At 68.8% G+C, this 22,998-nt stretch carries 18 protein-coding genes and 2 pseudogenes; 13 read left to right on the top strand and 7 right to left on the bottom strand.

Annotation, left to right across the window (positions count from 1 at the left end):
• Positions 1–70: 70 nt before the first annotated feature.
• Positions 71–1,912 carry a potassium transporter Kup gene (locus tag HS104_31170; GenBank protein MBE7484417.1) on the bottom strand — a complete coding sequence of 614 codons (1,842 nt, stop codon included), beginning with the start codon at positions 1,910–1,912 and terminating at the stop codon, positions 71–73.
• 873 nt (positions 1,913–2,785) lie between these two features.
• On the opposite strand from HS104_31170, the gene HS104_31165 reads away from it, so the two are divergent.
• From HS104_31165 to HS104_31140, 6 genes and pseudogenes are all read left to right on the top strand, one after another.
• Complete coding sequence (locus HS104_31165) at positions 2,786–4,342, top strand: DUF4118 domain-containing protein (GenBank protein ID MBE7484416.1); 1,557 nt, start codon at positions 2,786–2,788, stop codon at positions 4,340–4,342.
• Positions 4,339–5,036 (top strand): annotated as a pseudogene (locus HS104_31160) (response regulator). The gene HS104_31165 and the pseudogene HS104_31160 overlap by 4 nt, the downstream one beginning before the upstream one ends.
• A 116-nt stretch (positions 5,037–5,152) precedes the next feature.
• Positions 5,153–5,290: a hypothetical protein gene (locus tag HS104_31155; GenBank protein ID MBE7484415.1), complete on the top strand. Its 138-nt coding sequence runs from the start codon at positions 5,153–5,155 to the stop codon at positions 5,288–5,290.
• Positions 5,250–5,777, top strand: a pseudogene (locus tag HS104_31150) (alkaline phosphatase family protein). Before HS104_31155 ends, HS104_31150 begins: the two are co-directional and overlap by 41 nt.
• A gap of 82 nt (positions 5,778–5,859) precedes the next feature.
• On the top strand, positions 5,860–6,285 hold the full coding sequence (locus tag HS104_31145; protein ID MBE7484414.1) for a hypothetical protein: 426 nt from the start codon (positions 5,860–5,862) through the stop codon (positions 6,283–6,285).
• A gap of 23 nt (positions 6,286–6,308) precedes the next feature.
• Positions 6,309–6,878 (top strand): Uma2 family endonuclease, encoded by a 570-nt coding sequence (locus HS104_31140; protein MBE7484413.1) that lies wholly within the window; start codon positions 6,309–6,311, stop codon positions 6,876–6,878.
• A 93-nt stretch (positions 6,879–6,971) separates the two neighbouring features.
• On the opposite strand, the gene HS104_31135 is transcribed toward HS104_31140, so the two are convergent.
• Entirely contained in the window at positions 6,972–8,459 is a 1,488-nt protein-coding gene (locus tag HS104_31135) for a T9SS C-terminal target domain-containing protein (protein ID MBE7484412.1), read from the bottom strand.
• A gap of 215 nt (positions 8,460–8,674) precedes the next feature.
• Here HS104_31135 and HS104_31130 point away from each other — a divergent pair, with 215 nt between their 5' ends.
• Positions 8,675–9,826, top strand: coding sequence for a hypothetical protein (locus HS104_31130; GenBank protein MBE7484411.1), 1,152 nt, complete (start codon positions 8,675–8,677; stop codon positions 9,824–9,826).
• Position 9,827: 1 nt separating this feature from the next.
• Here the strand turns inward: HS104_31130 and HS104_31125 are convergent, their stop codons facing one another.
• From HS104_31125 to HS104_31110, 4 genes are all read right to left on the bottom strand, one after another.
• A complete protein-coding gene (locus HS104_31125) occupies positions 9,828–10,262 on the bottom strand; it encodes an arsenate reductase ArsC (GenBank protein ID MBE7484410.1) in 435 nt (144 codons plus the stop codon).
• Positions 10,259–11,311: an ACR3 family arsenite efflux transporter gene (gene arsB / locus HS104_31120; protein MBE7484409.1), complete on the bottom strand. Its 1,053-nt coding sequence runs from the start codon at positions 11,309–11,311 to the stop codon at positions 10,259–10,261. Before arsB ends, HS104_31125 begins: the two co-directional genes overlap by 4 nt.
• A gap of 20 nt (positions 11,312–11,331) precedes the next feature.
• The gene (gene arsA / locus HS104_31115) at positions 11,332–13,068 is read right to left on the bottom strand and encodes an arsenical pump-driving ATPase (GenBank protein MBE7484408.1); all 1,737 of its coding nucleotides are present in this window, start codon (positions 13,066–13,068) and stop codon (positions 11,332–11,334) included.
• A gap of 192 nt (positions 13,069–13,260) precedes the next feature.
• On the bottom strand, positions 13,261–14,541 hold the full coding sequence (locus HS104_31110) for an NrdH-redoxin (GenBank protein ID MBE7484407.1): 1,281 nt from the start codon (positions 14,539–14,541) through the stop codon (positions 13,261–13,263).
• Between the two features lie 125 nt (positions 14,542–14,666).
• On the opposite strand from HS104_31110, the gene HS104_31105 reads away from it, so the two are divergent.
• A complete protein-coding gene (locus HS104_31105; protein MBE7484406.1) occupies positions 14,667–15,065 on the top strand; it encodes a hypothetical protein in 399 nt (132 codons plus the stop codon).
• A gap of 1 nt (position 15,066) precedes the next feature.
• Here HS104_31105 and HS104_31100 read toward each other — a convergent pair whose 3' ends face one another.
• A complete protein-coding gene (locus HS104_31100; GenBank protein MBE7484405.1) occupies positions 15,067–15,408 on the bottom strand; it encodes a carboxymuconolactone decarboxylase family protein in 342 nt (113 codons plus the stop codon).
• Positions 15,409–15,525: 117 nt separating this feature from the next.
• Here HS104_31100 and HS104_31095 point away from each other — a divergent pair, with 117 nt between their 5' ends.
• The 5 genes from HS104_31095 (at position 15,526) to HS104_31075 (ending at position 22,984) form a co-directional block, all read left to right on the top strand.
• Positions 15,526–16,479, top strand: a complete 954-nt coding sequence (locus HS104_31095) for a PhnD/SsuA/transferrin family substrate-binding protein (GenBank protein MBE7484404.1) — start codon at positions 15,526–15,528, stop codon at positions 16,477–16,479.
• Positions 16,476–17,930 carry a HAMP domain-containing protein gene (locus tag HS104_31090; protein ID MBE7484403.1) on the top strand — a complete coding sequence of 485 codons (1,455 nt, stop codon included), beginning with the start codon at positions 16,476–16,478 and terminating at the stop codon, positions 17,928–17,930. Before HS104_31095 ends, HS104_31090 begins: the two co-directional genes overlap by 4 nt.
• Positions 17,927–19,258 (top strand): sigma-54-dependent Fis family transcriptional regulator, encoded by a 1,332-nt coding sequence (locus HS104_31085; protein ID MBE7484402.1) that lies wholly within the window; start codon positions 17,927–17,929, stop codon positions 19,256–19,258. Before HS104_31090 ends, HS104_31085 begins: the two co-directional genes overlap by 4 nt.
• Positions 19,259–19,411: 153 nt before the next feature.
• Positions 19,412–20,257: a hypothetical protein gene (locus tag HS104_31080; GenBank protein MBE7484401.1), complete on the top strand. Its 846-nt coding sequence runs from the start codon at positions 19,412–19,414 to the stop codon at positions 20,255–20,257.
• An 18-nt stretch (positions 20,258–20,275) separates the two neighbouring features.
• Positions 20,276–22,984, top strand: a complete 2,709-nt coding sequence (locus tag HS104_31075; GenBank protein MBE7484400.1) for a molybdopterin-dependent oxidoreductase — start codon at positions 20,276–20,278, stop codon at positions 22,982–22,984.
• The last annotated feature ends 14 nt before the right edge of the window (positions 22,985–22,998 follow it).

Genomic DNA, 22,998 nt, shown 5'->3' with positions numbered 1-22,998 from the left:
CTCCACGAAGGCATGGCGCGGCGTCAAACACGGGCAGCGAGAGAGCGGAGCCCGAGTCTGCTTCGAGAAGTCACAGCTCGATCTGCGACCCGATCTCGAGCACGCGGTCCGGCGGCACGTTGAAGAACGTGGCGGCGCGCTGGGAGTTCCGGTTCATGAACGAGAAGACGTGCTGCCTCCAGCGCGACATCCCGGTGCCACCCACCGGCAACAGCGTCTCGCGGCCCATGAAGAACGTGGTGTGCTCGAGGGACCAGCCCGGAATGTGGCGCTCCTCGAGCAGCGCCGGGATGTCGGGCTGCTCCATGAAGCCATAGCGAGCGATCACCCTCGAGAAGCCCTCTGGGAGCTTCTCCACGGTCACGCGCTCGTCGGGCATGATGCGCGCCTGTTCCACCGTCAGCATGGTGAGCAGGATGACCTCCTGGTGCACGGAGCGCGTCAGCGTGAAGGTCTGCATCAGGGCCGGCGGCGTGCCCTCGGCGTTGCTGCTCATGAACACCCCGGTCCCCGGGACGCGCGCCGGCCGCTCGACGCGCAAGAGCTCGAAGAAGTCGTCGAGCGGCACGATGCGCTCGCGGATCTTGTCGCCGAGCAACTCGCGGCCGCGCTTCCAGGTGGTCAGGAGGATGAAGATGGCGGCGGCGACCGCCAGCGGGAACCAGCCGCCGTGGGCGATCTTGACCGCGTTCGCGCCGAGGAAGGCCAGGTCGATGAGCGCGAGCACGAGGGTGAGCGCGAGGGCGGGCAGGAGCCCCCAACCCCAGCGCCTCCGCGCGACCACGAACGCGAGCAGGGTGGTGATGATCATGGTCGCGGTGACGGCGATGCCGTAGGCCGCGGCGAGGTTCGACGAGCTCTGGAACCCCAACACCAGCCCGATGGTCGCGAGGAGCAGCGCCCAGTTGACCAGCGGCACGTAGATCTGGCCGATCTCGCGGGCGGAGGTGTGCAACACGCTCACGCGCGGCAGGAACCCGAGCATCACCGCCTGGCGCGTCAGCGAGAACGCGCCCGAGATGATGGCCTGGGAGGCGATGACCGCCGCCATCAGCGACAGCCCCACCAGCGGGTAGAGCGCCCAGCGCGGCGCGGCGAAGAAGAACGGGTTCTGGGCGGTGCGCGGGTCCGCGACCATGAGCGCGCCCTGACCGAAGTAGTTGAGGACCAGCGCGGGCCCCGCCGCGAAGAGCCAGGTGAGCCGGATGGGCCGCGCGCCGAAGTGGCCCATGTCGGCGTAGAGTGCCTCGCCGCCCGTCACCACCAGGAACACGCTCCCGAGCACCAGGAACGCGACGCCACCGTGCTCGCGCATGAACCCCACTGCGTGGTGAGGGCTCAGCGCCAGGAGCACCGACGGGTTCCGAGCGATCTGGGTGACACCGAGCACGGCCAGGGTCACGAACCACACCAGCATGATGGGACCGAAGACCGCCCCGACCTTGGCGGTTCCCAGGCGCTGCGCCATGAACAGAATCACGAGGATCACGATCGCGATCGGCGCGATCCACGCCTCGAACGCGGTGGTCGCCACCACGAGCCCTTCGAGCGCGCCGAGCACCGAGATGGCTGGCGTGATCATGCCGTCACCGTAGAGCAGCGCGGCGCCGAAGATGCCCAAGCCCACGATCACCGCCGACGCGAGCCGCCCTTTGGCGCCGCCCTGCGCCAGCGCCATCAAGGCGAGCACGCCGCCCTCCCCCCGGTTGTCCGCCCGGAGCACGTAGACCAGGTACTTGAGCGAGATGACGATCACCAGCGACCAGAAGATCAGCGAGAGCACTCCGAGGATGTTCGCCGGGGTGATCGCCAGCCCGTGGTCGGAGTGGAAGCACTCGCGGAGCGCGTAGAGCGGGCTGGTGCCGATGTCGCCGTACACGACGCCCAGCGCGCTCAAGCAGAGCGTGAGCAGGTAGCGACCCTCCGGGGCCGCGTGGCCGCCGTGCCGCAGGCTGACCGGCGCCTGCGAGCGCACCGGTGGCGTCTCCGGCTCGGGCTCGGGCTCGGGCTCGGGTGCGGGCTCGGGTGCGGGCTCGGGCTCGGGCTCGGGTGCGGGCTCGGGCTCGGGTGCGGGTGCGGGCTCGGGTGCGGGTGCGGGCTTGGACCCGACTTCGGGCGGCTCTCGCTCGAGCCGCATCTCCGCCTCGGGCTCCACCTCCGCCGGAGGCGCCGCCGCCTCGGGCGCCACCGCCGCCGCGGGCGGATCGGGGGCGGGCTCGGGCTCCGGGTCCGGCGCGGGAGTGGGCGCAGCATCAGGCTCCGGGGCAGCGTCCGTGGCGGCCACCTGCTCCGCCTCAGCCGGACACTCTGCTTCGTTCCTGGACATGGCGGCCTGGGCCTCCGAGCTCACGCAAGAAGCCAGCCTAGTGAGCGCCCACCACCCGCCGAATAAGGACCGGCCCCGGGAGCATAAAGATTCCGTAAAGAAGCGACCCCGATCGATTCCTTACGCCGAGGGCGCCAAGCTTACCCTTTCCTTGCACGGTCCGGGGGTATCAGGGCCGTGTGGCAGCTCTAGGCCCCTACCGCACCGCCGCGCCTTCGGTGACGCGGGCCCCGGCACCTGAGCCAGCGCCGGAGTGCCCGTTGGCTCCCGTGATGTTGGCCGCGTTCGCGGCGACGACCTCGCGGGTTCTGAGCGCCCTGTGGGCACGGGAGGAGTTCGCCGCGGAGCCGACGCTGGCGTTGCTCTGCGCATCAGTGCTCGGCTTCGGGCTGCTCGCGAGGGCAAAGCGACCGCTGCGCCGGACGTAGCCGTTGGGGAATTCCGAGTACGCTTCGGGCGATGCCCGAGGCAGGACGAAGCAGCGCGAGCCGGACTCCGCCCTTCACCGGCTACCTGACCGCGGTGCTGATGGTGGCGCTGGCCACAGGGGTCGCCGCGGCGGTGTTCGGCCGGAAGATGCTGACCGACGTCGTGATGACCTACCTCCTGGGCATCGTGCTCCTGTCGATGCGCGCGCACTTCAAGGTGGCGATCTTGGGCGCGCTCCTCAGCGTGGCGGCGTTCAACTTCTTCTTCATCCCGCCGTACCTGACCTTCTCCGTGGCGGAGCTCCGTCACATCGTCACCTTCGGAGTGATGCTCCTCGTGGCGGTAGTGATCCCCAGCCTCACGCAGCGGGTGAAGGATCAGGCGGAGCTGGCTCGCCGGAGCGAGCGCCGAACCAGCGCCCTGTACTCGCTCAGCCGTGAGCTGGCCGAGACGTTCGATCTCTCCGCGCAGGCTCGAGTGGCCTGCAAGCACCTGGCGGAGGTCTTCGACGCGGACGTCGCGCTGTTCGGGCAAGACGCTGGCGCCGAGCTCGAGCTCTTGGGTGCGAGCGCCGGATTCGAGCCGGCGGTCGCGGAGCTGCCACGGCTCGGTGCCTGGGTGCAGGGTGGCTGCGCCGCCGACGGCCCACCGGGCGCTTCTGGTTACTACTTGCCGCTCCGCACCCCGGGCGGCGCGACGCACGGTGTGCTCGGCATCTACCCGCGAGACCCGGGCCGCTTCGATGACCGCGAGCAACGCGACCTGGCACGGGCCTTGGCGATCCAGATCGCGCTCGGGATGGACAGAGCGACGCTGATGGAGGAGACGCGCGCGGCGCGCCTGCGCGTCGAGGCCGAGCAGATGCGGAGCACGCTCCTCTCGTCCGTGTCGCACGACCTTCGCACCCCGCTGGCAGTTCTGAAGGGCACGGCCAGCGCCATCGCCGAAGACGACGCGGCGCTGACCCCAGCGGCGCGCAGCGAGCTCGCCCAGGCGCTGCTCGTCGAGACCGAGCGGCTCGAGCGCATGGTCTCGAGCCTGCTCGACATGACCCGCCTCGAGTCAGGTGCAGTCCACCTCAAGAGCGAGTGGCAACCGGTGGAGGAGCTCGTTGGAGGCGCGCTGCGCCGCGTAGACCGCCTGCTCGAAGGCCGCGCGGTCGAGATCGACGTGGCGGCCGACCTATTGGTGCCGTGCGACGGCGCGCTCGCCGAGCAGGCGCTGGTGAACCTGCTCGAGAACGCCGCGAAGCATACCCCTGCCGGTACCCCCATCGAGGTCGCGGCGAAGGCCGCCCCCCACGAGATCGTGATCTCGGTGTCCGACCGCGGCGACGGTCTCGCCCAAGGCGACGCCGACCTCTTGTTCGAGAAGTTCCACCGCGGCTCGAGCCGGCGCCCAGCACCGGGGTTCGGCCTGGGGCTCGCCATCTGCCGCGCCATCGCCGCGGCGCACGGCGGCAGAGCTTGGGCGGAGAACCGCGACGGCGGTGGTGCGACGTTCGGGCTGTCCTTCCCACTCGAGGGTAAACCCACCGCGGAGCGGCTACCCGAGATGACCGAAAAGGAGAATGATCGACTCGGATGACCGCGCCTGGCCCGCTGCTCCTGCTCATCGAGGACGAGCCGCAGATGCTGCGGTTCTTGCGGGCGTCCCTCGGGACTCACGGCTACCGGCTGGCCGAAGCGCAAACCGGCGCCGACGGACTGGCGCAGGCGGCGCAGCGCAACCCAGAGGTCATCCTCCTCGACCTGGGCTTGCCGGACATGGACGGCCTGGAGGTCACGCGCCGGCTTCGCGAGTGGACGCGCACGCCGGTGATCGTGCTCTCCGCCCGCGGACAGGACGAAGACAAGATCAACGCGCTGGACGCCGGAGCCGACGACTACCTGACCAAGCCCTTCAGCGTCGGCGAGCTCCTGGCACGCATCCGCGTCGCGCTGCGCCACGCCGCGAGCACCGAGCCCGGCTCGGAGTCTCCGTCGTTCGTGCTCGGGGAGCTGCGCATCGACTTCGTCAAACGGCAGGTGTTCGTCCAAGACCGCGAGGTGCACTTGACCCCACCGAGTATCGGTTGCTGTCGGTGCTGGCCCGGAACGCGGGCCGCGTGCTCACCCACCGCCAGCTCCTCAAGGACGTTTGGGGCCCGCCTTACACGGAGCACACCGAGTACCTGCGCGTGTTCGTCGGGCAGCTACGACACAAGCTCGAGCAAGATCCCGCGCGACCACGCTACCTGCTCAACGAGCCCGGCGTGGGGTATCGGCTGAAGTCGGACTGAAGTCCGTGGCAGCTCGATGACGCCTCGGGCGAACGGGTGACGCTCCGGGAAAACCTGCGCGAACGGAGGCTCCAGGGATTGCCGGGCAGGTCCCCGCCCCGTACCTCTCGATCGAGATGAACACTCGAGAGGTCCTGGCGGTGATCGCACTCGTTCCGCTCTTGCTCCTGCCGATGCTCGTGGGCACGTGCAGCGACGCGCGCGCGCCGCAGAATCGGAGCCCAGAGAGCGACATCCTCACCGCGGGGCACTGAGCGGGTTAGTTACGGACTCGGCACGGCTCCGTCACCCGGCGCCTTCAGGATCCGTCCATGCGTCTCACGCGCGTCGCGCTGTCGCTGGTGGCCCTCGCCGCCGGGTGCGTCGGGCTGTCGCAGAACGACCGGACGCGGCTACCGCCGAGCGGAGAGCGTGCGCCCGACGTGGCTCCGCCGCGCCTGGTGGTGGTCGCCATCTTCGACCAGCTCGGCGCCTCCAGCCTGGCGAGGCTCCTTCCGCTGCTGGACGACGACGGCGCGATTCGCACCGCGATGGCGAACGGAGCGGAGCACCGGGTGGCTCACGCCTACTCGGCGACCTACACGGCGCCGGGGCACGCACGGGCCGGAGTCGCAGGAATACGCCGACGCCCTGGTGCGCACGGACCGAGCGCTTGGCCGGCTGCTCCGGCAGCTCGAGGCGCTCACGCGCGTCGCCGTGTTGATCAGCGCCGACCATGGCGTCGCACCCATGCCGGAGAGCTCGGGCAAGGGCGGACGCTTGGTACCGCAGGCTCTCGTGGCGACGCTCGAGCAGAGGCTGGACGAGCGGCTATCTGAGGCAGGTGGAGCCGAGCTTCCTCTTCCTGGGCCTCGGGGACACCGACGAGTACGCGCACCGCAACGACTACCGCGGCTACCTGCGCGCGCTAGGCCACGCGGACCACGTCGTCGGCCAGGTGGCCTCGGCCTTGCGCCGCCTCGAGCGGAGTGGCCGGCGCACGACCCTGCTGGTCACCACCGACCACGGTCGGGCGGCAGACTTCGCCGGCCACGGCGGCTACGCGCCGGAGTCGGCGCAGGTCTGGCTGGTGGCCGCCGGCTGGGGCATCGAGCGGCGCGGACTGGTGAGCGCCGGAGGGAAACGTCACCTGGCGGACGTGACGGCGACCCTGCGCGCGCTCGGTGGCGTCGGTGCCCCCGAGCGTTCGAGCGACGCCCTGGCGGAGCTGCTCGAACCGGCGGACGTGCGGCTGTCCCGGAATCCGTGAGCGGCATCTGCTAGCCTGGGTGCGTGGTCCATGCGGTCCGCCAGCAGTTCACCTTCCAGGAGTACCTGGACCTGGAAGAGCGAAGCCAGGTCAAGCACGAGTTCCTGGACGGCGTGGTCTGGGCGATGGCCGGGGGCTCCCCCGACCACGCTGCCATCGCGGCAAACGTCATCGGCCTCCTGACGGTGGCGGTGCGCGATCGCCCGTGCCGCGTGTTCACCTCGGACCTTCGGGTCCGAGTCAAGGGAACGGGCCTCGGCACCTATCCAGACGTCACGGTGGTCTGCGGTCCGCTCCAGACCGACCCCGACGACCCCAGCGGACACACGATCGTCAACCCGAGCGTCGTGGTGGAGGTCTTGAGCAAGTCCACCGAGCAATACGACCGCGGCGAGAAGCTCGGGCATTACCAGCGCGTCGAGACCTTGAAAGAGATCGTGCTCCTGGCGCACGACGAGCAGCGGGCCGAGGTCTGGCGTCGCGACGGCGAGCGCTGGACGCTCGACGTCTGTCGCGCCGAAGATCCCGTCAAGCTGCCCTCGCTCGGCTGCGAGCTGTCGCTGTCCGAGCTGTACCGCGACCCCACCCGGTGAAGAAAAACCCCCACCCGCGCAGTTCACGCGGATGGGGGCAGGGGCTCCTAGCTGTGGGTCGAGGCGCGAGAGATCAGAAGCCCCAAAGCGGGGTCACTTGTCGGCCCAGTCGATCCAGGCACCGGTCATCCAGTTGCCCGACGAGTCCTTGAACGCGCCGACGAAGTTCGCGCTCGCGTCGAAGAAGCCGTCGTTCGGCGGCGCGGCGCCGGGGATGGTCGTCTGCGGGATGGGGTTCGGCGTGGCGGCGAAGCAATCGCCGAGCTTCGGATCCGCCGTCGAGTTGTTCGAGCCGCTGGCGTTGAACCAGGCGAGCTCGTCGAAGCCGCTGTCGTCGTCCTTCTTGGTGTCGGCGTTCGACCCGTCCTCGACGTAGGCGATGTTCTCGGGGTTGTTGCCAAAGAACACGCTGTTCTTCAAGCTCACGTCCGTGGCGGGCTTGTCCCGGATGTCCACGCCCGCTTCGAAGCCGCTGACCAGCGCGTTGACGATGGTGCCCTTCACGCCGCGGCGCAGGAGCATCCCGTACTGCTGCTTGGCCAGGACTGCGTTCTGGCCACACAGCGTGGCGTTGTAGACGGTGGGGTTCGTGGGCGGGGTGGCGGTGAAGTTGGTGCCGTCCGTGTCCCACTCGAAACCGTTGGCCTCGTCGGCCAGGGCCGGGTCGGACTGGTGGAAGTAGAACTGCACCTTGCCCGAGTAGCCGAAGTCGAAGTCGAGCCCGTCGTCGCCGTTGCGATAGCAGACCAGGTTCTTGGCGTTTACCGTGCCGCCGAAGAACTCGAAGCAGTCGTCGAGCGTGTTCTTCACCATCACGTTCTCGACGATGGTCTTGTTGCCGACGCCGCCCAGGGTCAGGCCGTTGATCTCGTTGTTGGCCGCGATTTCGACGCCGCCGAACTCGATGCGCACGAAGCGAATCACACCGCTGTCGTCGGCCGCGTCGCTGCCGCCGTAGGTCTCGTTGGTGGTGAGGCCTTCGATGGTCGGGTTGGTCTTGTTGGTCGGCGCCTTGCCCAGCACGATCACGCCGCCCCAGTCACCCGCCGCGCGGGAGCCCACCGGGCTCGCGCTGGTGAAGACGATCGGCTCGTCCTTCTTGCCATCGGCCATGATCTTGGCGCCCTGCTTGATGACCAGGGTGCCGAGCGAGGTCTTGTCGCCCATGATCTTGGTGCAAGCCGGGATGGTCAACGTGGCGCCGGCCTCGACGGTCACGATGCCCTTGAGCATGTAGTGCTTGTCGTTGGTGAGGGTCTTGTTCGCGGTGATCTTGCCCGTGATGTCCTCCACCGGCTTGGTGGCGCTGAGGTCACAAGTCACTCCGCCGTCGGTGCCGCCGGTGCCGCCGCCGCCCGAACCCGCCATGCTGCCACCGGAGCCGGCCATGCTTCCGCCGGCGCCAGCCACGCTGCCTCCGCTGCCGCCAGAGGTGCTGCCGCCGCTGCCCCCCGTTGCGCCGCTGCCGCCCGCGCCTCCGCCGGAGCTCGGCTTGTCGGAGTCCGAGTCGTCACCGCACGCGACGAGGTTGGGCAGCGTGACGAGGGACGAGACCAGCAAGAGACGAGACAAGTTACGCATGGATGATTCCTCCTTGGACGGGCGGGACTCTGCGCGCCTCGAGTGACCAAGAAGTGCCCCGTGCGTAACTTTCGTGTTTCGGAAGCGCGTCGCAGACCGTCACTTTCCACATGCTTGGGGATGGAGTGTGGACGGAGCGTCTCGGCGTGTCGGCTCGGTGACGGCCGTGTGAAGGACGTCGGGAACTTTCACGGCGTCGCCGTGTTCCATCGCTCGTGCGGCGCGCGCTCCTCCTTGGTCTCGGACTTCTCGGCTGCGGCGCTCGGAGCGCCGAGGCCCCGCGATCCCCGGCCGCGGCGGCAATTCCAGCGGTCTCGCCCGTCGATGCACCGACTCAGGCGGCCCCGTCGCGCGCCCGGGGACCGAACCGCTGCCTGCCGAGCGGCCCGCCCAAGGCGCCGGCGGCCGCGAAGGTCTACGCGGCGAGCACCTGCGTCGATCATCGGAGCGCCGAGCGCGCGCTCGCGCGGAAGCTCACGAAGGAGTACGACCCGACCGTCACCGGCAGCACCATTGACGTCTCGTTCGCCTGCGATCCGCTGACCGGCGAGCTCGAAGAGGTCGTGCTCGAGACCGGCTCTGGGCACGGCGGCAACCTGGAGCTCTGGCGCCTGCACCGGAAGAGCGGGCAGGCCGACTTCGACGTGCTCGGCATCGGCAACGTCGGGTACTACGCTCGGACCCGAGAGGGCGTGCTGCCCCTGCGCATCGGGCGCGGCAGCATCGGCGGGCCGGCGCTGGACAAGGCGCTCGCGACCGCGCGCCCCGCGCTCACCGCGCGCATCCGCGAGCTCGAGCCGCCGCCGAACGGGCTCTGGGGCCGTAGTTTTTCGACGTCGAGCGGCAACTTCCACCTCTACTTCCGCCTGAGCGACGGCATGCACGAGCTCGTCCGCCACTTCACCGGCTACCCGGGCAGCAGCGACCAGTCACGCTATCTCGGTCTCGAGGAGGCGAACGCCGCGATCACCCCCTTGCTGGAGAAGATCCCGCTCGCCGACGCCAACCCGAGCGAGGAGGAGCGCGCATTCTTCGTGCGCGCCTTCCTCGCGGCCGTGCCCCGCTTCGACGACGACTTCGCCTGGTGGGTGCGCGACCGCTACGTGGCGCTGGCCGAGCACCTGGGCACGCCGGAGCTGGTGCCCGCGCTGGCCGGAGTGCTCGAGAGCGGGCTCCGGGAGGCCGAGCGGGAGACCGCCACCGATCGCAAGCAGACCGTGCTCGAGCGCCGCCTCTCGCAACCGCTGGCGACCCTCGCCCGCATCACCGGCTGGGATCCGCGCAAGGACGACACTGGCGCCACGCGCGATCCCGCCGAGGTGGCGCGGGAGGTCGTGGCGGAGTGCAGCGGCAAGCCGACAGACTGAGCTACTCCGACCCGAGCTCCTCGCGCGCGAAGCGCTCGAGCTTCTCGCGCAGGGTGTCCCGGGCCGTGCGGAAGCGCGAGAGCATCTCTTCGCGGCCGAGGGACAGGTCCTTGCTGGCCGGGTCGGGGATCGGCCAGTGCAGACGGCGCGCTCGGCCGAGGAAGACCGGGCACACCTCCTCGGCGCACAGCGTGATGACCGTGCCCACCGTCGCGGGGTCGATGGTCTGCACCGACTTCGAGTGGTGCGCCGTGAGATCCACCCCGAGCTCGCGCATCACCTCGATGGCGTAGGGATTGACCTTGGAAGGCTCGCTGCCCGCGCTCTCTACGGGCACGCGGTCGCCGAAGATCAGCCGACCGAGCCCTTCGGCCATCTGGCTGCGCGCGGAGTTCGCGACGCAGAGGAACAGGATGCTCTTGGTGCCAAGGCTCATGGGTTCACGGTCTCCACGGTGCTCGGGAAGTAGCGCCTCTGCGCCCAGAGGGCCACGTTCACCAGCCCGATCAACACCGGCACCTCGACCAGCGGCCCGATGACCGCGGCGAAGGCGGCGCCGCTGTGGATGCCGAAGCTCGCGATGGCCACGGCGATGGCCAACTCGAAGTTGTTGGAGGCCGCGGTGAACGACAGCGTCGCCGACTGTTTGTAGTCGGCGCCGACGCGTTTGCTCATGAAGAACGACACGGCGAACATCACCACGAAGTAGATCAGGAGCGGCACCGCGATGCGGAGCACGTCGAGGGGAAGCTGCACGATGGTCTCACCCTTCAGCGAGAACATCACGACGATGGTGAAGAGGAGCGAGACCAGCGTGATCGGGCTGATGCGCGGCACGAAGGCCTTCTCGTACCAGTCGCGGCCCTTCGCGCGCACGAGCACGCGCCGGGTCAAGAACCCCGCCGCGAACGGGATGCCCAGGTAGATGGCCACGCTCTTCGCGATCTCGCCGATGGTGATGTTCACGATGGCGCCCTCGAGCCCGAGCCAGGTCGGGAGCAGGGTGGCGAAGAAGTAGGCGTAGACCGAGAAGAACAGCACCTGGAAGATCGAGTTGAAGGCGACCAGCCCGGCGCAGTATTCGGTGTCGCCCTTCGCCAGGTCGTTCCACACGATGACCATGGCGATGCAGCGCGCCAGCCCGATCAAGATCAGACCCAGCATGTACTCGGGCTTGTCGCGCAGAAACACGACAGCCAGCCCGAACATCAAGAGCGGGCCGATGACCCAGTTTTGCACCAACGAGAGCCCGAGCACGCGCTTGTTGCGGAAGACCTGTCCCAGCTCCTCGTAGCGGACCTTCGCGAGCGGCGGGTACATCATCAGGATCAGCCCGACGGCGATCGGGATCGAGGTCGTCCCCACGCTCAGGCTGTTCAGCGCCTTGGTGAAGCCGGGCGTCGTGAAGCCCAGCGCCACCCCGAGCCCCATCGCCAGAAAGATCCAGAGCGTCAGGTATCGATCGAGGAAGGACAGCTTGCCCATCAAGCCGGCGCTGGCGTTCGTCATGATGATGCGCTCCTTGCGAGTCCGTCGCTCCACGGCTCGAGCACGACGCGCGCAGCGTGGCCTGCAAGCTCTCCCAGGTGCGCCGCCTCGTGCGCCTTGCGCGCCCGCAACACGGGATCCGTCACCGCGAGCGGAGCGAGGGTCTGGTTCACGACCCACGCGAACGGCCTGATTCCGGCACGCCCGAGGTCGCGCTCGAGCTGCATGGCCTCGTGGATGGGCGTGGCCTCCGCCAGCGTCACCAGGAGGACGCGGGTGAACTCGGGGTCCCGCAGGCGGGGCAGGAGCTCCTGTACGGCCTCTGGGCTGCCGCTCGGCTTCTTCAGCACCTCGCGGTGGTACGACTCGGCGGCGTCGAGCAAGAGCAGCGTGTGACCGGTCGGAGCCGTGTCGATGATCACGAACCGGTCCGCGCCTTCTGCCACCGTCGCGGCGAAGGCGCGGAACACCGCGATCTCCTCGGTGCACGGGCTGCGCAGATCCTCTTCGAGCAGCGTCCGTCCCTGCACGTCCAGGTCCTTGCCCGCCGTCGCCAGCACTTCTTCGCCATAGCGGCGCGTCTCCAGCTCTGGATCGATGCGAGTCACTCGGAGGTCGGGCGGGCCGCCCCCGTGCTCGCGGACGGCCGCCTCGACGTGTGCGGCGGGATCGGTGGTGGTGAGCGTGACCGAGTGACCGAGCCGCGCGAGCTCGGCGGCGATGCGAGCGGCGAGGGTCGTCTTGCCGACGCCACCTTTGCCCATGGTCATGACCACGCCCCGACCTGGCTGCGCGAGGGCTCTGACCAAGGCATCCAGGCTCTCCCCGCGGAACGCACCGGCCGAAGCCGGGAACTGCGCCGCGCCCACGCCGGGCTTGCCCAGGCTGCGCAGTGCGTCCACGCCGACCAACCCGAACGGCAGGAGCGGCACGTCCACTCGCACGAGCCCCGCGAGCCCTTCGGGCAGCGACGCGAGCGCCATCCGGCCGCGTGCCTCCAGCGCGACCGCCGTAGCATCGCTCGGGTCGCTGGCGAAGAACACGCCGTTCACGATGAGCTGGACGTTCGTGACGCCGAGCGTCCCGAGCTCGGCGCGCGTGCGCTCGGCCTCCGTCAGCGAGGAGCGCTCGGGACGCGCGACCAGAACCAAGGTCGTCTGCGCGGGGTCGCGGAGCGCGGCGTTGGAGGCTGCGTACAGCGCCCTCTGCGGGCTCAGCCCGGAGAGCGGTCCCAGGCACGAGGTCCCGCCCACGTTCGAGTCGATGAAGCTGGTCCACGCGGCGGGAAGCTCGAGCAGTCGCAGCGTGTGGCCGGTGGGCGCGGTGTCGAACACGACGTGATCGACGTCGGCGGTGAAGGCCGGGTCGCCGAGCAGCTTCGAGAACTCGTCGAACGCCGCGATCTCGACCGTGCACGCACCCGAGAGCTGCTCCTCCATGCTGGCGATGGCCGCCGCGGGGAGAACGCCTCGGTACGGTCCGACGACGCGCTCGCGGTAGTCGCGCGCCGCCCGCTCGGGATCGATGTTCAGCGCGGACAGACCGGGCACGCTCGGCACCGGCGTCGGCGCAGACGAGAGCTCCACGCCCAGCACCTCGTCGAGGTTCGACGCCGGATCGGTGCAAACCAGCAGCACGCGCTTGCCAGCGTCGGCGAGCCCGATGGCGGTGGCGCAGGCCGACGACGTCTTGCCGACTCCACCTTTGCCGGTGAAGAACAGGATGCGCGTCGGGCTCTGGATCAGGGTGGCCATGCGTCCTTTCAGCAGCGGCGGTGTTCCAGAATTGGTAACCGGCCCGGCGATTCAACGCCGACTTTACGCCGGATTCGGCAATCGTCGATATACGATTAGCGTAGCCAGACGTCAAGCTCGCAGCTTCAGCCACGAGCAAAGAACAACCTGGCAGGCCCTGCGCGCGGTCGCAGACGCCATTCCGCGCCGCCTTCACCGCAAGACGTCGGGAGCGACGAGGAAGAGCGCGCCGAACGCGACCAGCAGCACGCCGCTCACGCCCTTCAGCACCTTGGCTCCCCGCTCGCCCAGCGTGATGCGATGGAGGGTCGCGGCGTACACGACGACGATGAGTGCGAGCGGAACGACGTAGGCGAGATTGTAGAGCACCAGGTAGCCGTAGCGCGTCGCCGTGGACAGGTCGGTGCGCAGCGTGAGGATGCGCGTGTAGATGGCGGGCAACCCCAGCGTGCACCCGAGCTCGATCAGGTTCACCACGAACGCGAGCACGGCGATGCCCGCGAAGGCGGCCGGCAGGCTCGCGCTCCTGGAGATGCCCCGCATCCGCCGGTACAGCCCGGGCTTCGCCTTGTCGGGGATCATGAGCGACACGCCCTTCTCGAACCAGATGAGCTCCTTGAGATTGACGAGTCCCATCAGCAGCACGACGACCCCTAGCGCGACGGTGAGGTGGCGCGACAGCCCGACCAGCGCGAACACCTGCGTCCAGGCCGTCATGAAGGCGAAGTAGACGACGCCGGAGGCGACGACGAACGTCGCGCCGAAGAGGAACAAGCGGGCGCGCGACTTCACGTGGATCAAGATGCTCAAGAGGACCAGGAGCACCCACATCGCGCACGGGTTGATGCCGTCCAACAGGCCGATCATCAGCGTGAACACCGGCAGCGGAATCGCCGCTGGGTCCACCCGTCCGACCAGCGGTAGGTCCACGGTCCGCGCCTCGGTCAGCGGGCCTTGCCCCAAGAGCGCACGGATTTCGGCCTCGCTCTGTCCCTGCGCAAAACCGACCACGTAGCGGCGCCCCACGACGAAGGTGGGGACGCCCACCGCGGTGGCGCCGAGCGACCTCATGGTCTCGAGGAATCGCTCTCGGCCCTTCGCGTCTTGCCTCACCTCCACGAGCTCTATCGTCAGGTCCGGGCGCTCCTTCCCGAGCGCGGCGACGAATGGCTTGGCATCCTCGCAGTGGGTGCAGCCAACTCCCCAGAAGAAGACGAGGTGGGTGGCTGGAGGGGCAGCAGCATCGCGCTCATCCCGGGCCGTGAGCGCGTCGCTGCCGGCGTCGGAAGCGCCCGCGTCGCCCGCGTCGTCGGCGTCGTCCAGATCGCTCAGGTCGATGGGACAGCCTCTGGCGTCGAAACAATCGCCGTCGTCAGCGGCGTCCGCCGCGCCCGCCGCCCGAGCCGGGCTCACGACTGATAGAAGCAGCGCGATCACCAGGGCTTCGAGCGCTCGGCGGAGCAGCGGGGCCATCATCATGTCCCCCGCTGGTGCAAGCCGCAGGCCGACACGCCGCTAGGGCGCGAGCACGCGAAAACTATGCGCTGGGCTGGTCAGCGCCTCCGCTCGTTCCCAAATTCGGCACCGAGGAGCGCCCCATGGAAATCAAGGTTCTGCTCTGCAACTGCAAGGGCCTCTGCGATTCGTTCAAGGCCGCGAACATGAATACGCTGCCCTTCGCCGTCGAGTCCGATTTGGACGTGAAATACAGCCTGCTGCACCCGCAGCTCTGTGGCCAAGGAGGGAACGCGGTTCTCGAGGACGTCTTCAAGGCGGCTGGCCCCGACACCTACGTGCTGGTCGGCGCCTGCGCGCCGGAGACGCAGGCCAAGCTGTTCAAGCGCGTCATGCGCAACGCGGGGTTCGACGAGCGCCACCTCGTGTCGGTGGACATCCGCGGCACGGACAACGAGGGCATCGAGAGGCGTTTGAAGGACGCGGTCGCCGGGGTGCTCGAACGCGCCGGGAAGGAGTCCCAACCGGCGGTGGCCAGCTGACTCAACCGCGGCGCTTGCGCCCGAGCTCGTCGGCGACCCAGGCAAAGACGGCGACGGTGGCAGGGAATCCGGCGGTGCCCGCGGCGAGCGCCACGACTTGATCGAGCTCCGCCCGCGTGACCCCGAGCTCGAGCGCCTTACGCACGCTCGCGCGGACCGCACCCTCGCGCTGCGCGCCGATGGCGATGCCCAGCTTGACCAGCCGCGCCTCGCGCGCGTCGAGCGGGCCCGCGGCCGAGGCCTTGGCGGTCAGCTCCCAGGCCTCCCCCAGCATCGGGTACTTGCGCACGAAGTCTCGATAGGGCTTGGGCGGTTGCGGCTTCGCGCTGGTCTTCTTGGCCATCGGCGTCGCCTGAATTAGCACGGGCTCGCGCTCGGAAAGGTGAAAATTCTGCACGAGAGACGCCTCACCACTCCAGGCTTCGCGCCAGCCGAGTGAGTACACTTCGCGCCGGACGACATGTTGACCCGACGCCCGCGCTCCGGGGGGACGACCTGGTCACGCCGCCGTCTGCTCGCCGGCGGGTGCGCGCTGCTCGGCGTGCTCGGTTGCGGGCGGGAAGAACCCGACGTTCGCGTCGATCTGAGCCGGCGTGGCGAGCCGGAGCCCAGCGTGCCGGGCCCGACCCTGAGGTTCGCCGTCGGCACCATGCTGTCGCCGCGCGAGACGGCCAGGGCCTACCGTCAGCTGGGGGACTACCTCGAGTCGCGCACAGGGCACCGAGTCGAGGTCGTGCAGCGGCGCGGCTACTCCGAGACCAACGCCCTGCTCGACAACTGGGAGGCCGACTTCGGCTTCGTCTGCACCGGCGCGTACGTCGCGCTCAAGGGTCGCGCGGAGCTTCTGGCGGTCCCGGTGGTCGGGGGGAAGTCGACCTATGCGTCACTGATCGTCGCGCGTAAGAGCGACCCCGCGCGCGACGTGACGGACCTGGCCGGCGACCGCTTCGCCTACGTGGATCCCCTGTCGCTGAGCGGGCGGATCTACCCGGAATGGTTCGCTCGCAAAGCCGCCGGGGGTGAGCGCGCGCCGTTTTCGGAGACGGTCTATTCGCACTCGCACACTGGCTCGGTGGACCTGGTGACCAGCGGGCGCGTACGGGCCGCGGGCGTGGACAGCCTGATCTTCGAGCAACTCGCCAAGTCCGAGCCCGGCCGCGTCGAGTCGCTGAGAGTGCTGCATCGCTCGCCCGAGTTCGGCATTCCCCCGTTCGTCGCGGGGCCCAAGCTCACGCCCGCTCTGCGCGCGCTGCTTCGTACGGCGCTCCTCGAGGCCCACCTGCACCCCGCCGGGACGGCCGTCCTCGACGCGTTGGGCTTCGAGCGTTTCGCATCCGGAGACCCCAAGGCCTACGAGGGTGTCGCCGCGATGCACCGCGCGGTGGTGGTGGCCGGGGGTTTCGGGACGCCATGAGAGCCGTCCCCCTGCGCCTGCGCCTGCTCCTGACGTTGCTGGTGCCTCTTGCGGTCTACGCGCCGGTCACGGTCGCCATCGTGTACCGCGCCGTGAGGACGGCGATCGCCGAGCACGTCGACGCGCGCGGAGTGGCCCTGGCGAGTCAGCTCGCCGCGGTCACGGTCGACGAGCTACTGACGGGTGAACGGTACGCCGCCGAGCGGCGCATGGCGGACGTCGTGGGCTCGCAGCGCGACATCGCCTACGCCTTCGTCGTCGGGAGCGACGACGCGGTGCTCGCTCACACCTTCCCCGGCGGATTTCCCCTGGACCTGCTCGCCGCGCACAAGAGCCCACGCGACGGTCGGGCCGCGTTGCTCGTGCGTTTGGGCGATCGCGACGTCCACGATCTGGTCGCGCCCGTCCTGGGCGGCGTGGCTGGGCACGTGCACGTCGGGGTCTCGACCGAGTCCGCCACGGTGACGTCTCGTGAGGTGCTGTCGAGGCTCTCGCTGGTCGGTGTGAGCGTCGTGGTCACGGGCCTCATCCTCACCTTCGCGCTCTCGTCTCGGATCTTGCGGCGGATCCGGCGAGTGGCCGACGCCGCCGAAGAGATCGGCGAGGGCAGGCTGACCGCCCGCGTGCGCGACCCGGGCGAAGACGAGATCGGACGGCTCGCGACCGCCTTCGATCGCATGGCCGAGCGCCTCGATTCGGCGCACGCGGAGCGCGAAAGGACCTTTCAGAGGCTGGCTCACTCCGAGAAGCTCTGGGCCGTGGGGCGGCTCGCTGCCGGCGTCGCCCACGAGATCAACAACCCCCTCTCCGGTGTGCTCCACTGCGTGGAGGCCTTGCAGAAGAACGACCGCGACGAGACCAAGCGAAAGGCCTACTACGACTTGGTCGTGGACGGAGTCGGTCGCGCCCAACGCGTGGTTCGCCAGCTCCTCGAGTACTCGAAGCAGCACGAGCTCTCGCCCACGGAGGTCGAGCTGGGCCTCTTGGTCCCGAAGGTGCTCGAGCTCCTGGCGCCGTCCTTCGAACAGGCGCGCGTGCGGCTCTCGTTCGACAGCCAGCCGAAACTCCCGTTGGTTCGCGCCGACGTCCATGCCATCGAGCAGGTGATCCTCAACCTGGTGCTGAACGCCATCGACGCGATGCCGAGCGGCGGAGACCTCGACGTCAGCGTGCGTCGCCGCAAAGACTTCGTGATCGTGCGCATCGAGGACGACGGCTGCGGCATCGCACCGGAGTCCATCGGCAGGATCTTCGATCCTTTCTACACGACCAAGTCTGGCGGTGGTGGCTCCGGCCTGGGCCTCTCGGTCAGTCTGGGGATCATCGAGCGCCATGGTGGAACCATCGAGGTAGAGTCCGAGCCGGGCGCGGGGACCGCGTTCGAGGTGATCTTGCCCCTGGCCGGGCCCGACTTCCTGGATGCCAGAGAGCCGAGGGCACCCGCGTCATGAACCGACCTTCCGTGCTGCTCGTGGACGACGAGCCCCTGATTCGCATCGCGCTCTCGGACTCGCTGGACGAGTCCGGGCTCGCGGTCGCGGCAGCGGCGAACGGCGCCGAGGGCATGAGGCTGATCGGCAGCCGCCACTTCGACGTCGCGGTGCTCGACCTGAGGCTGCCGGACATGAGCGGCCTCGACCTCTTGCGCGAGCTGGGGCGCCGCGGCGCCAGCACGGACGTGGTGATGATCACCGCGCACGGAGACATACCGGCAGCGGTCGAGGCGATGAAGCTGGGCGCGCGCGACTTCCTGACCAAGCCCTTCGAGACGGCCACCTTGCTGGAGACGATCCAGCGGTACCTGAAGGTACGCCTGGCGAAGAGCTCCAGCCTGACGCTCGCCGCGCCGGAGCCGGTGTGTTGCGGGATGGTCGGCGGGTCCCCGCCCATGCAGGAGCTCTACCGGGTGATCCGCGCGGTCGCGGACGGGGGAGCCACCATCCTGATCACCGGCGAGACGGGCACCGGCAAGGAGCTGGTGGCAAACGCCATCCACACCTGCAGCGTTCGGTCGAAGGGACCGCTGGTGAAGCTGAACTGCGCGTCCATCCCGGAACCTCTGTTCGAGTCGGAGCTCTACGGCCACGAGCGCGGAGCCTTCACGGGGGCGGACCGGCAGCGCAAGGGGCACTTCGAGCTGGCCGACCGTGGCACGTTGTTCCTGGACGAGGTCGACGAGATCCCGATGTCGCTCCAGGCCAAGCTGCTGCGCTCGATCCAGGAGAAGGAGGTGCAACGCCTGGGCTCCGCGACCCCGACCCGAGTGGACGTGCGGGTCGTCGCCGCGAGCAAGGTCGATCTCCTGGGCAGGGTAGCCGCGGGTCGGTTCCGGGAGGATCTCTACTATCGCCTGGCGGTGCTGCCCATCCGGCTGCCGCCGCTCCGCGAGCGCGGCGAGGACGTGCAGCTCTTGGCGGAGCACTTCCTGTGGTGCGAAACCCGCGACGCAGGCAAGCCAGCGAAGACGCTGAGCGGCGCCGCACGCAACGCGCTCGGCGCGCATGACTGGCCAGGCAACGTCCGCGAGCTGGCGAACGTCGTTGCGCGCGCCGTCGCCATGAGCCCCGCAGAGTCGATCGAGCCCGCGCACCTCGGCCTTGAGGCGAGCTCGAGCCCGACCCCGCGGAGCACCCTGTCCGACTCAATCCAGGCCGAAGAAGACCGGCGGATCGACGAGGCGCTCGCCCAGACCAACGGTCGGAAGGCGGAGGCGGCAGAGTTGCTTGGGATCAGCCGGAAGACGCTGTGGGAGAAGCTCAAGCGGCGCGAGCCACGCTGAGCGCGCTGAAGTTTCCGTTACCCGTGGGTAACGCCGGGCGCGCGCGCGTCCGACGTCCGTAACGTGCCTTGCGCGCGGAGACGCGCTTTGTCGCTGTGATCTGCGTGGCACGCCGCCTGCACTCGCGGGCGCGTCGGTGAACGGAGAAACACCATGACGAGGCGACACGTCGAGCTACTCTGCCTGGCCACGCTGGTCTCGAGCCTGGCGGCTTTCGCATGTGACGGCGACCCTGGCGCGAAGGGAGCCAAGGGGACCAACGGCGACTCGGGCGCGCCAGGTCCGGCTGGCGAAGCGGGTCCGCCGGGCGAGGCGGGGCCGCCGGGCGAAGCGGGGCCGCCGGGCGAAGGTGGGCCGCCCGGCGACGGCGGCGTCGGGGGTGACGGCGGAGTGGAGCCCGACGCGGGGACGACCGCGCTCCTGATCCGAGTCATCGACCGCGAGACCCGGGCGCCGCTGGAGAAGGCGGACGTCAGCCTGGAGCCGAACGCCGCCACTGGCACGACCGACAAATACGGCGAGGTCACGCTGGCGGTGCCGGCTGGCGTGTACGAGGTCTCCGCGACCTCGGCCGCGGTGAGCATCACCACCGACACGGTCGCGCTCGACACGCAGCTGGTGGACTCGCCGCAGGAGACCGTGGTGGTCAAGCAGGGCGAAACGACGAGCGTGAAGGTGCGCGTGCTGCGCTGGGACCCGGGCGAGGTGAACCTCCACGCGATCCACAAGCAGGCCACGGCCATCTACAAGACGGCGAACTGCAAGGTCTGCCACACGGACATGCAGGGCTTCAAGACCACCGGCACCGCGAGCCCGCCGCTCCTGCCTTTCCACGGTCTCAAGAAGCACTCCGAGCTCGACTGCCTCTCGGGCTGTCACAGCGCAGTGGAGGTCAACCCCGGCGGCTGGGGCAACAGCTCCGGATGGAGCCTCCGCAAGCAGGTGGACGTCGCCAAATGCTCCGTCTGCCACGGCAACTACCCGGCGACTTTCCCCTGAATCTGGAGGACTAGAGTCATGTCAGGCAAGAAGCTTCCGACGCTCCGGGCACAAGAGGCTCAGAACTTCACCAAGGCGATCGAGCGCGCCGCCAAGTTCAGGATGAACCGGCGCAACTTCTTCCGAGGTTGCGCCGTGGGCTCAGCTGCCGCCGTATCGGCGCAGCTGGTGAACAAGAACGGAAGCCTCGGCGTGAACGCCGCCGAGGCCGCCGAGTACAAGGACTACTCGGCATCCGGCGCCTGGATCCCCAGCGGCTGCAACATGTGCGGCGGGCAGTGCGGGATCGAGGTCTTCGTCGAGAACGGCGTGGCGAAGAAGATCGAGCCGCTGAAGACCAATCCGAACAACGTCGCCAACGTGAACGGCGCGGCCCCGAACGACTTCTTCACGCAAGCCCAGACCGGCGGCGATCTGGGGAGGCTGTGCTGCAAGGGCAACTCGGGTCTGCGCTCCCTGTACGACCCGGACCGGATCAAGACACCGCTCCGGCGCGTGGGCCCCCGGGGCTCCGGTCAGTACGAGCCCATCACCTGGACCGAGGCCATCTCGGAGTGCGCGATGCGGCTCAAGACCATCAAGGCCAAGTATGGCGCTTCGTCGCTGGTCTGGTTCAGCGAGGACCACTCGTTCACCCACACCCAGTCGAACTTCTGCGACGCCTTCGGCTCGCCGAACTACTCGAATCACGCGAACCTGTGCGACACGTCGCGCAAGAGCGCGTTCAAGAGCGTGCTCGGCAACGATCGCCCGCTTTCCGACATGGAGGGCGCCGACACGATGCTGATCTTCGGCTGGAACTTCCTGTCCGCGATCAAGTGGATCCACCTAGCCGCCATCTTCTCGCGGGGCATGTCCAAGAAGGCCTCGGACGGCGGCGACAAGCAGTTCATCTACGTCGACCCCGTGTTCAACACCACGGCCTCCAAGGCGACGCAGTGGGTCTCGCCGCTGCCCGGAACCGACGGCGCCTTGGCGCTCGCCATCGCCCGCCATGTGATCAAGAGCGGCAAGTACGACGACGCCTGGGTCGCGAAGTACACCTACGGATTCGAGGAGTTCGTCAAGTACCTGGACGGCGACGGGACGTACGACAGCGTGGTCAAGGACTCGGCCTGGGCCGCCGGCATCACCGGCATCGCCACGGCGGAGATCGACCAAATCGCGACCACCCTCGAGAACGCCTACACCGCGGGACGCAAGATCCTCATCGACAGCTGGAGCGGCCCGGGCCACCACACCAACGCGACTCAGGGCGGTCGGGCCATCGCCTGCCTGCCACTCCTGTTCGGCGCCGTGGACGCCAACGGCACTCTGCGCTTCCCGCGCCGCGCCAGCCCGAGCAACCTGAAGCCGACCTTTCCGCCCAAGGACAAGTGGCGCGTGGACGGCCGCGACGACGTGACCATCTCGGGCGTCAAGTACACGAAGAAGTACCTCTACAGCCACGGCTCCGGGATCTACGTCGAGACGATCAACCGGATGCTCGAGCAGAAGGACTTCCTGGGAAATCCATACCCGATCAAGGCGGCGGTGATCGTGTTCCAGAACCTGGTCATGAGCACCCCGAACGCGCAGAAGGTGATGGACGCGCTCGAGATGATGGACTTCATCGTCTGCGTCGACACGCACCTGAGCGAGACGGCGCTGATGGCCGACATCATCATCCCGGGTGCGAACTACCTGGAGCGCTTCGACTTCAACGCCGTCTGGGGGACCTTCTACGCCGTGGGACTGCGGCAACCGGTGGTGAAGAGCTGGGTCGGAGGCCGGCCGGAGGCGCAGTTCGTCATCGACCTCGGCAAGGCCATGGGACTGGTGGGGTTCGGAGACCAACCGGGTAAGAACGACAACGACGAGAACTGGCTGAGGACCGAGTGGGAGAGCTTCATGGCGACCGGCAACGGCGGCCAGCCGTGGGCCAACCAGATGAGCTGGGCCGACCTGAAGAAGAACGCCGTCTGGGTGGAGACGGGCCCCGCCGGTGGCAGCAAGACCGACTCGTACAAGTCGGCCAAGACGTTCGACACCTCGACCATGAGCGTGAAGAAGAACACCGCCGGCACCGCGTCGGTCAGCTACACCGTGCTCCAGGGCACGAGTGCCGTCGGCATCGTGGTCGATCCGACCAAGGTGGTGGACCAAGGAGGCGGTAGCTACAGCCTGCCGCAGGGCGAGCCGTTCCAAGGCGGTTTCGCGACGCAGACGCGCTTCGCTCAGTTCTGGGATCCGCTGCTCGCGAGCGCGTGGACCGGAGCCATAAAGCCCGGCAACGTCACGGTCACCGGCAACGCCAACTACCACCCGCTGCCGTATTACGTCCCGCCCATCGACGTCCCGACCTCGGCGTACCCGCTCTACTTCCTGTCGTGGAAGGAGGTCGAGCACACCCACACCCGCACCTTCAACAACGGCTGGCTCTTGACCCTGCGCGGTGAGAACCGCCTGATCATCCACCCCATCAAGGCCACCGCGCTGGGGATCGGTGAGAACGACCGAGTGATGGTCGAGTCGCCGGACGGCCTGGTCGAAGCGCGCGCGCACGTCGCGCCGATGATCCATCCGGAGTGCGTGGGCTGGGTCCGCGGCTTCGGCCACTGGGCGCTCGGCAAGAACGCCATCGGCAGGGGTTCGCACGACGGCTGGCTCTTGAAGGGCCGAGCCGAGGTCCACTCGGGACAAGCGGTACACAAGGAAGCCGCGTGCCGGGTCTACAAGATCGGATGACGCGCGAAGGAGAC

It is taken from the genome of Polyangiaceae bacterium (genome assembly GCA_015075635.1).
Lineage (GTDB): Bacteria > Myxococcota_A > Polyangia > Polyangiales > Polyangiaceae > JADJKB01.
This window is presented reverse-complemented; position numbering and strand designations above follow the sequence as displayed.

Coding starts and splice junctions, on each gene's coding strand:
- HS104_31100 (MBE7484405.1), bottom strand. CDS start 15,408: ATGGCCAAGAAGACCAGCGCGAAGCCGCAACCGCCCAAGCCCTATCGA.
- HS104_31125 (MBE7484410.1), bottom strand. CDS start 10,262: ATGAGCCTTGGCACCAAGAGCATCCTGTTCCTCTGCGTCGCGAACTCC.
- HS104_31155 (MBE7484415.1), top strand. CDS start 5,153: ATGAACACTCGAGAGGTCCTGGCGGTGATCGCACTCGTTCCGCTCTTG.
- HS104_31105 (MBE7484406.1), top strand. CDS start 14,667: ATGGAAATCAAGGTTCTGCTCTGCAACTGCAAGGGCCTCTGCGATTCG.
- HS104_31075 (MBE7484400.1), top strand. CDS start 20,276: ATGTCAGGCAAGAAGCTTCCGACGCTCCGGGCACAAGAGGCTCAGAAC.
- arsA (MBE7484408.1), bottom strand. CDS start 13,068: ATGGCCACCCTGATCCAGAGCCCGACGCGCATCCTGTTCTTCACCGGC.
- HS104_31085 (MBE7484402.1), top strand. CDS start 17,927: ATGAACCGACCTTCCGTGCTGCTCGTGGACGACGAGCCCCTGATTCGC.
- arsB (MBE7484409.1), bottom strand. CDS start 11,311: ATGGGCAAGCTGTCCTTCCTCGATCGATACCTGACGCTCTGGATCTTT.
- HS104_31110 (MBE7484407.1), bottom strand. CDS start 14,541: ATGGCCCCGCTGCTCCGCCGAGCGCTCGAAGCCCTGGTGATCGCGCTG.
- HS104_31135 (MBE7484412.1), bottom strand. CDS start 8,459: ATGCGTAACTTGTCTCGTCTCTTGCTGGTCTCGTCCCTCGTCACGCTG.
- HS104_31090 (MBE7484403.1), top strand. CDS start 16,476: ATGAGAGCCGTCCCCCTGCGCCTGCGCCTGCTCCTGACGTTGCTGGTG.
- HS104_31165 (MBE7484416.1), top strand. CDS start 2,786: ATGCCCGAGGCAGGACGAAGCAGCGCGAGCCGGACTCCGCCCTTCACC.
- HS104_31080 (MBE7484401.1), top strand. CDS start 19,412: ATGACGAGGCGACACGTCGAGCTACTCTGCCTGGCCACGCTGGTCTCG.
- HS104_31095 (MBE7484404.1), top strand. CDS start 15,526: ATGTTGACCCGACGCCCGCGCTCCGGGGGGACGACCTGGTCACGCCGC.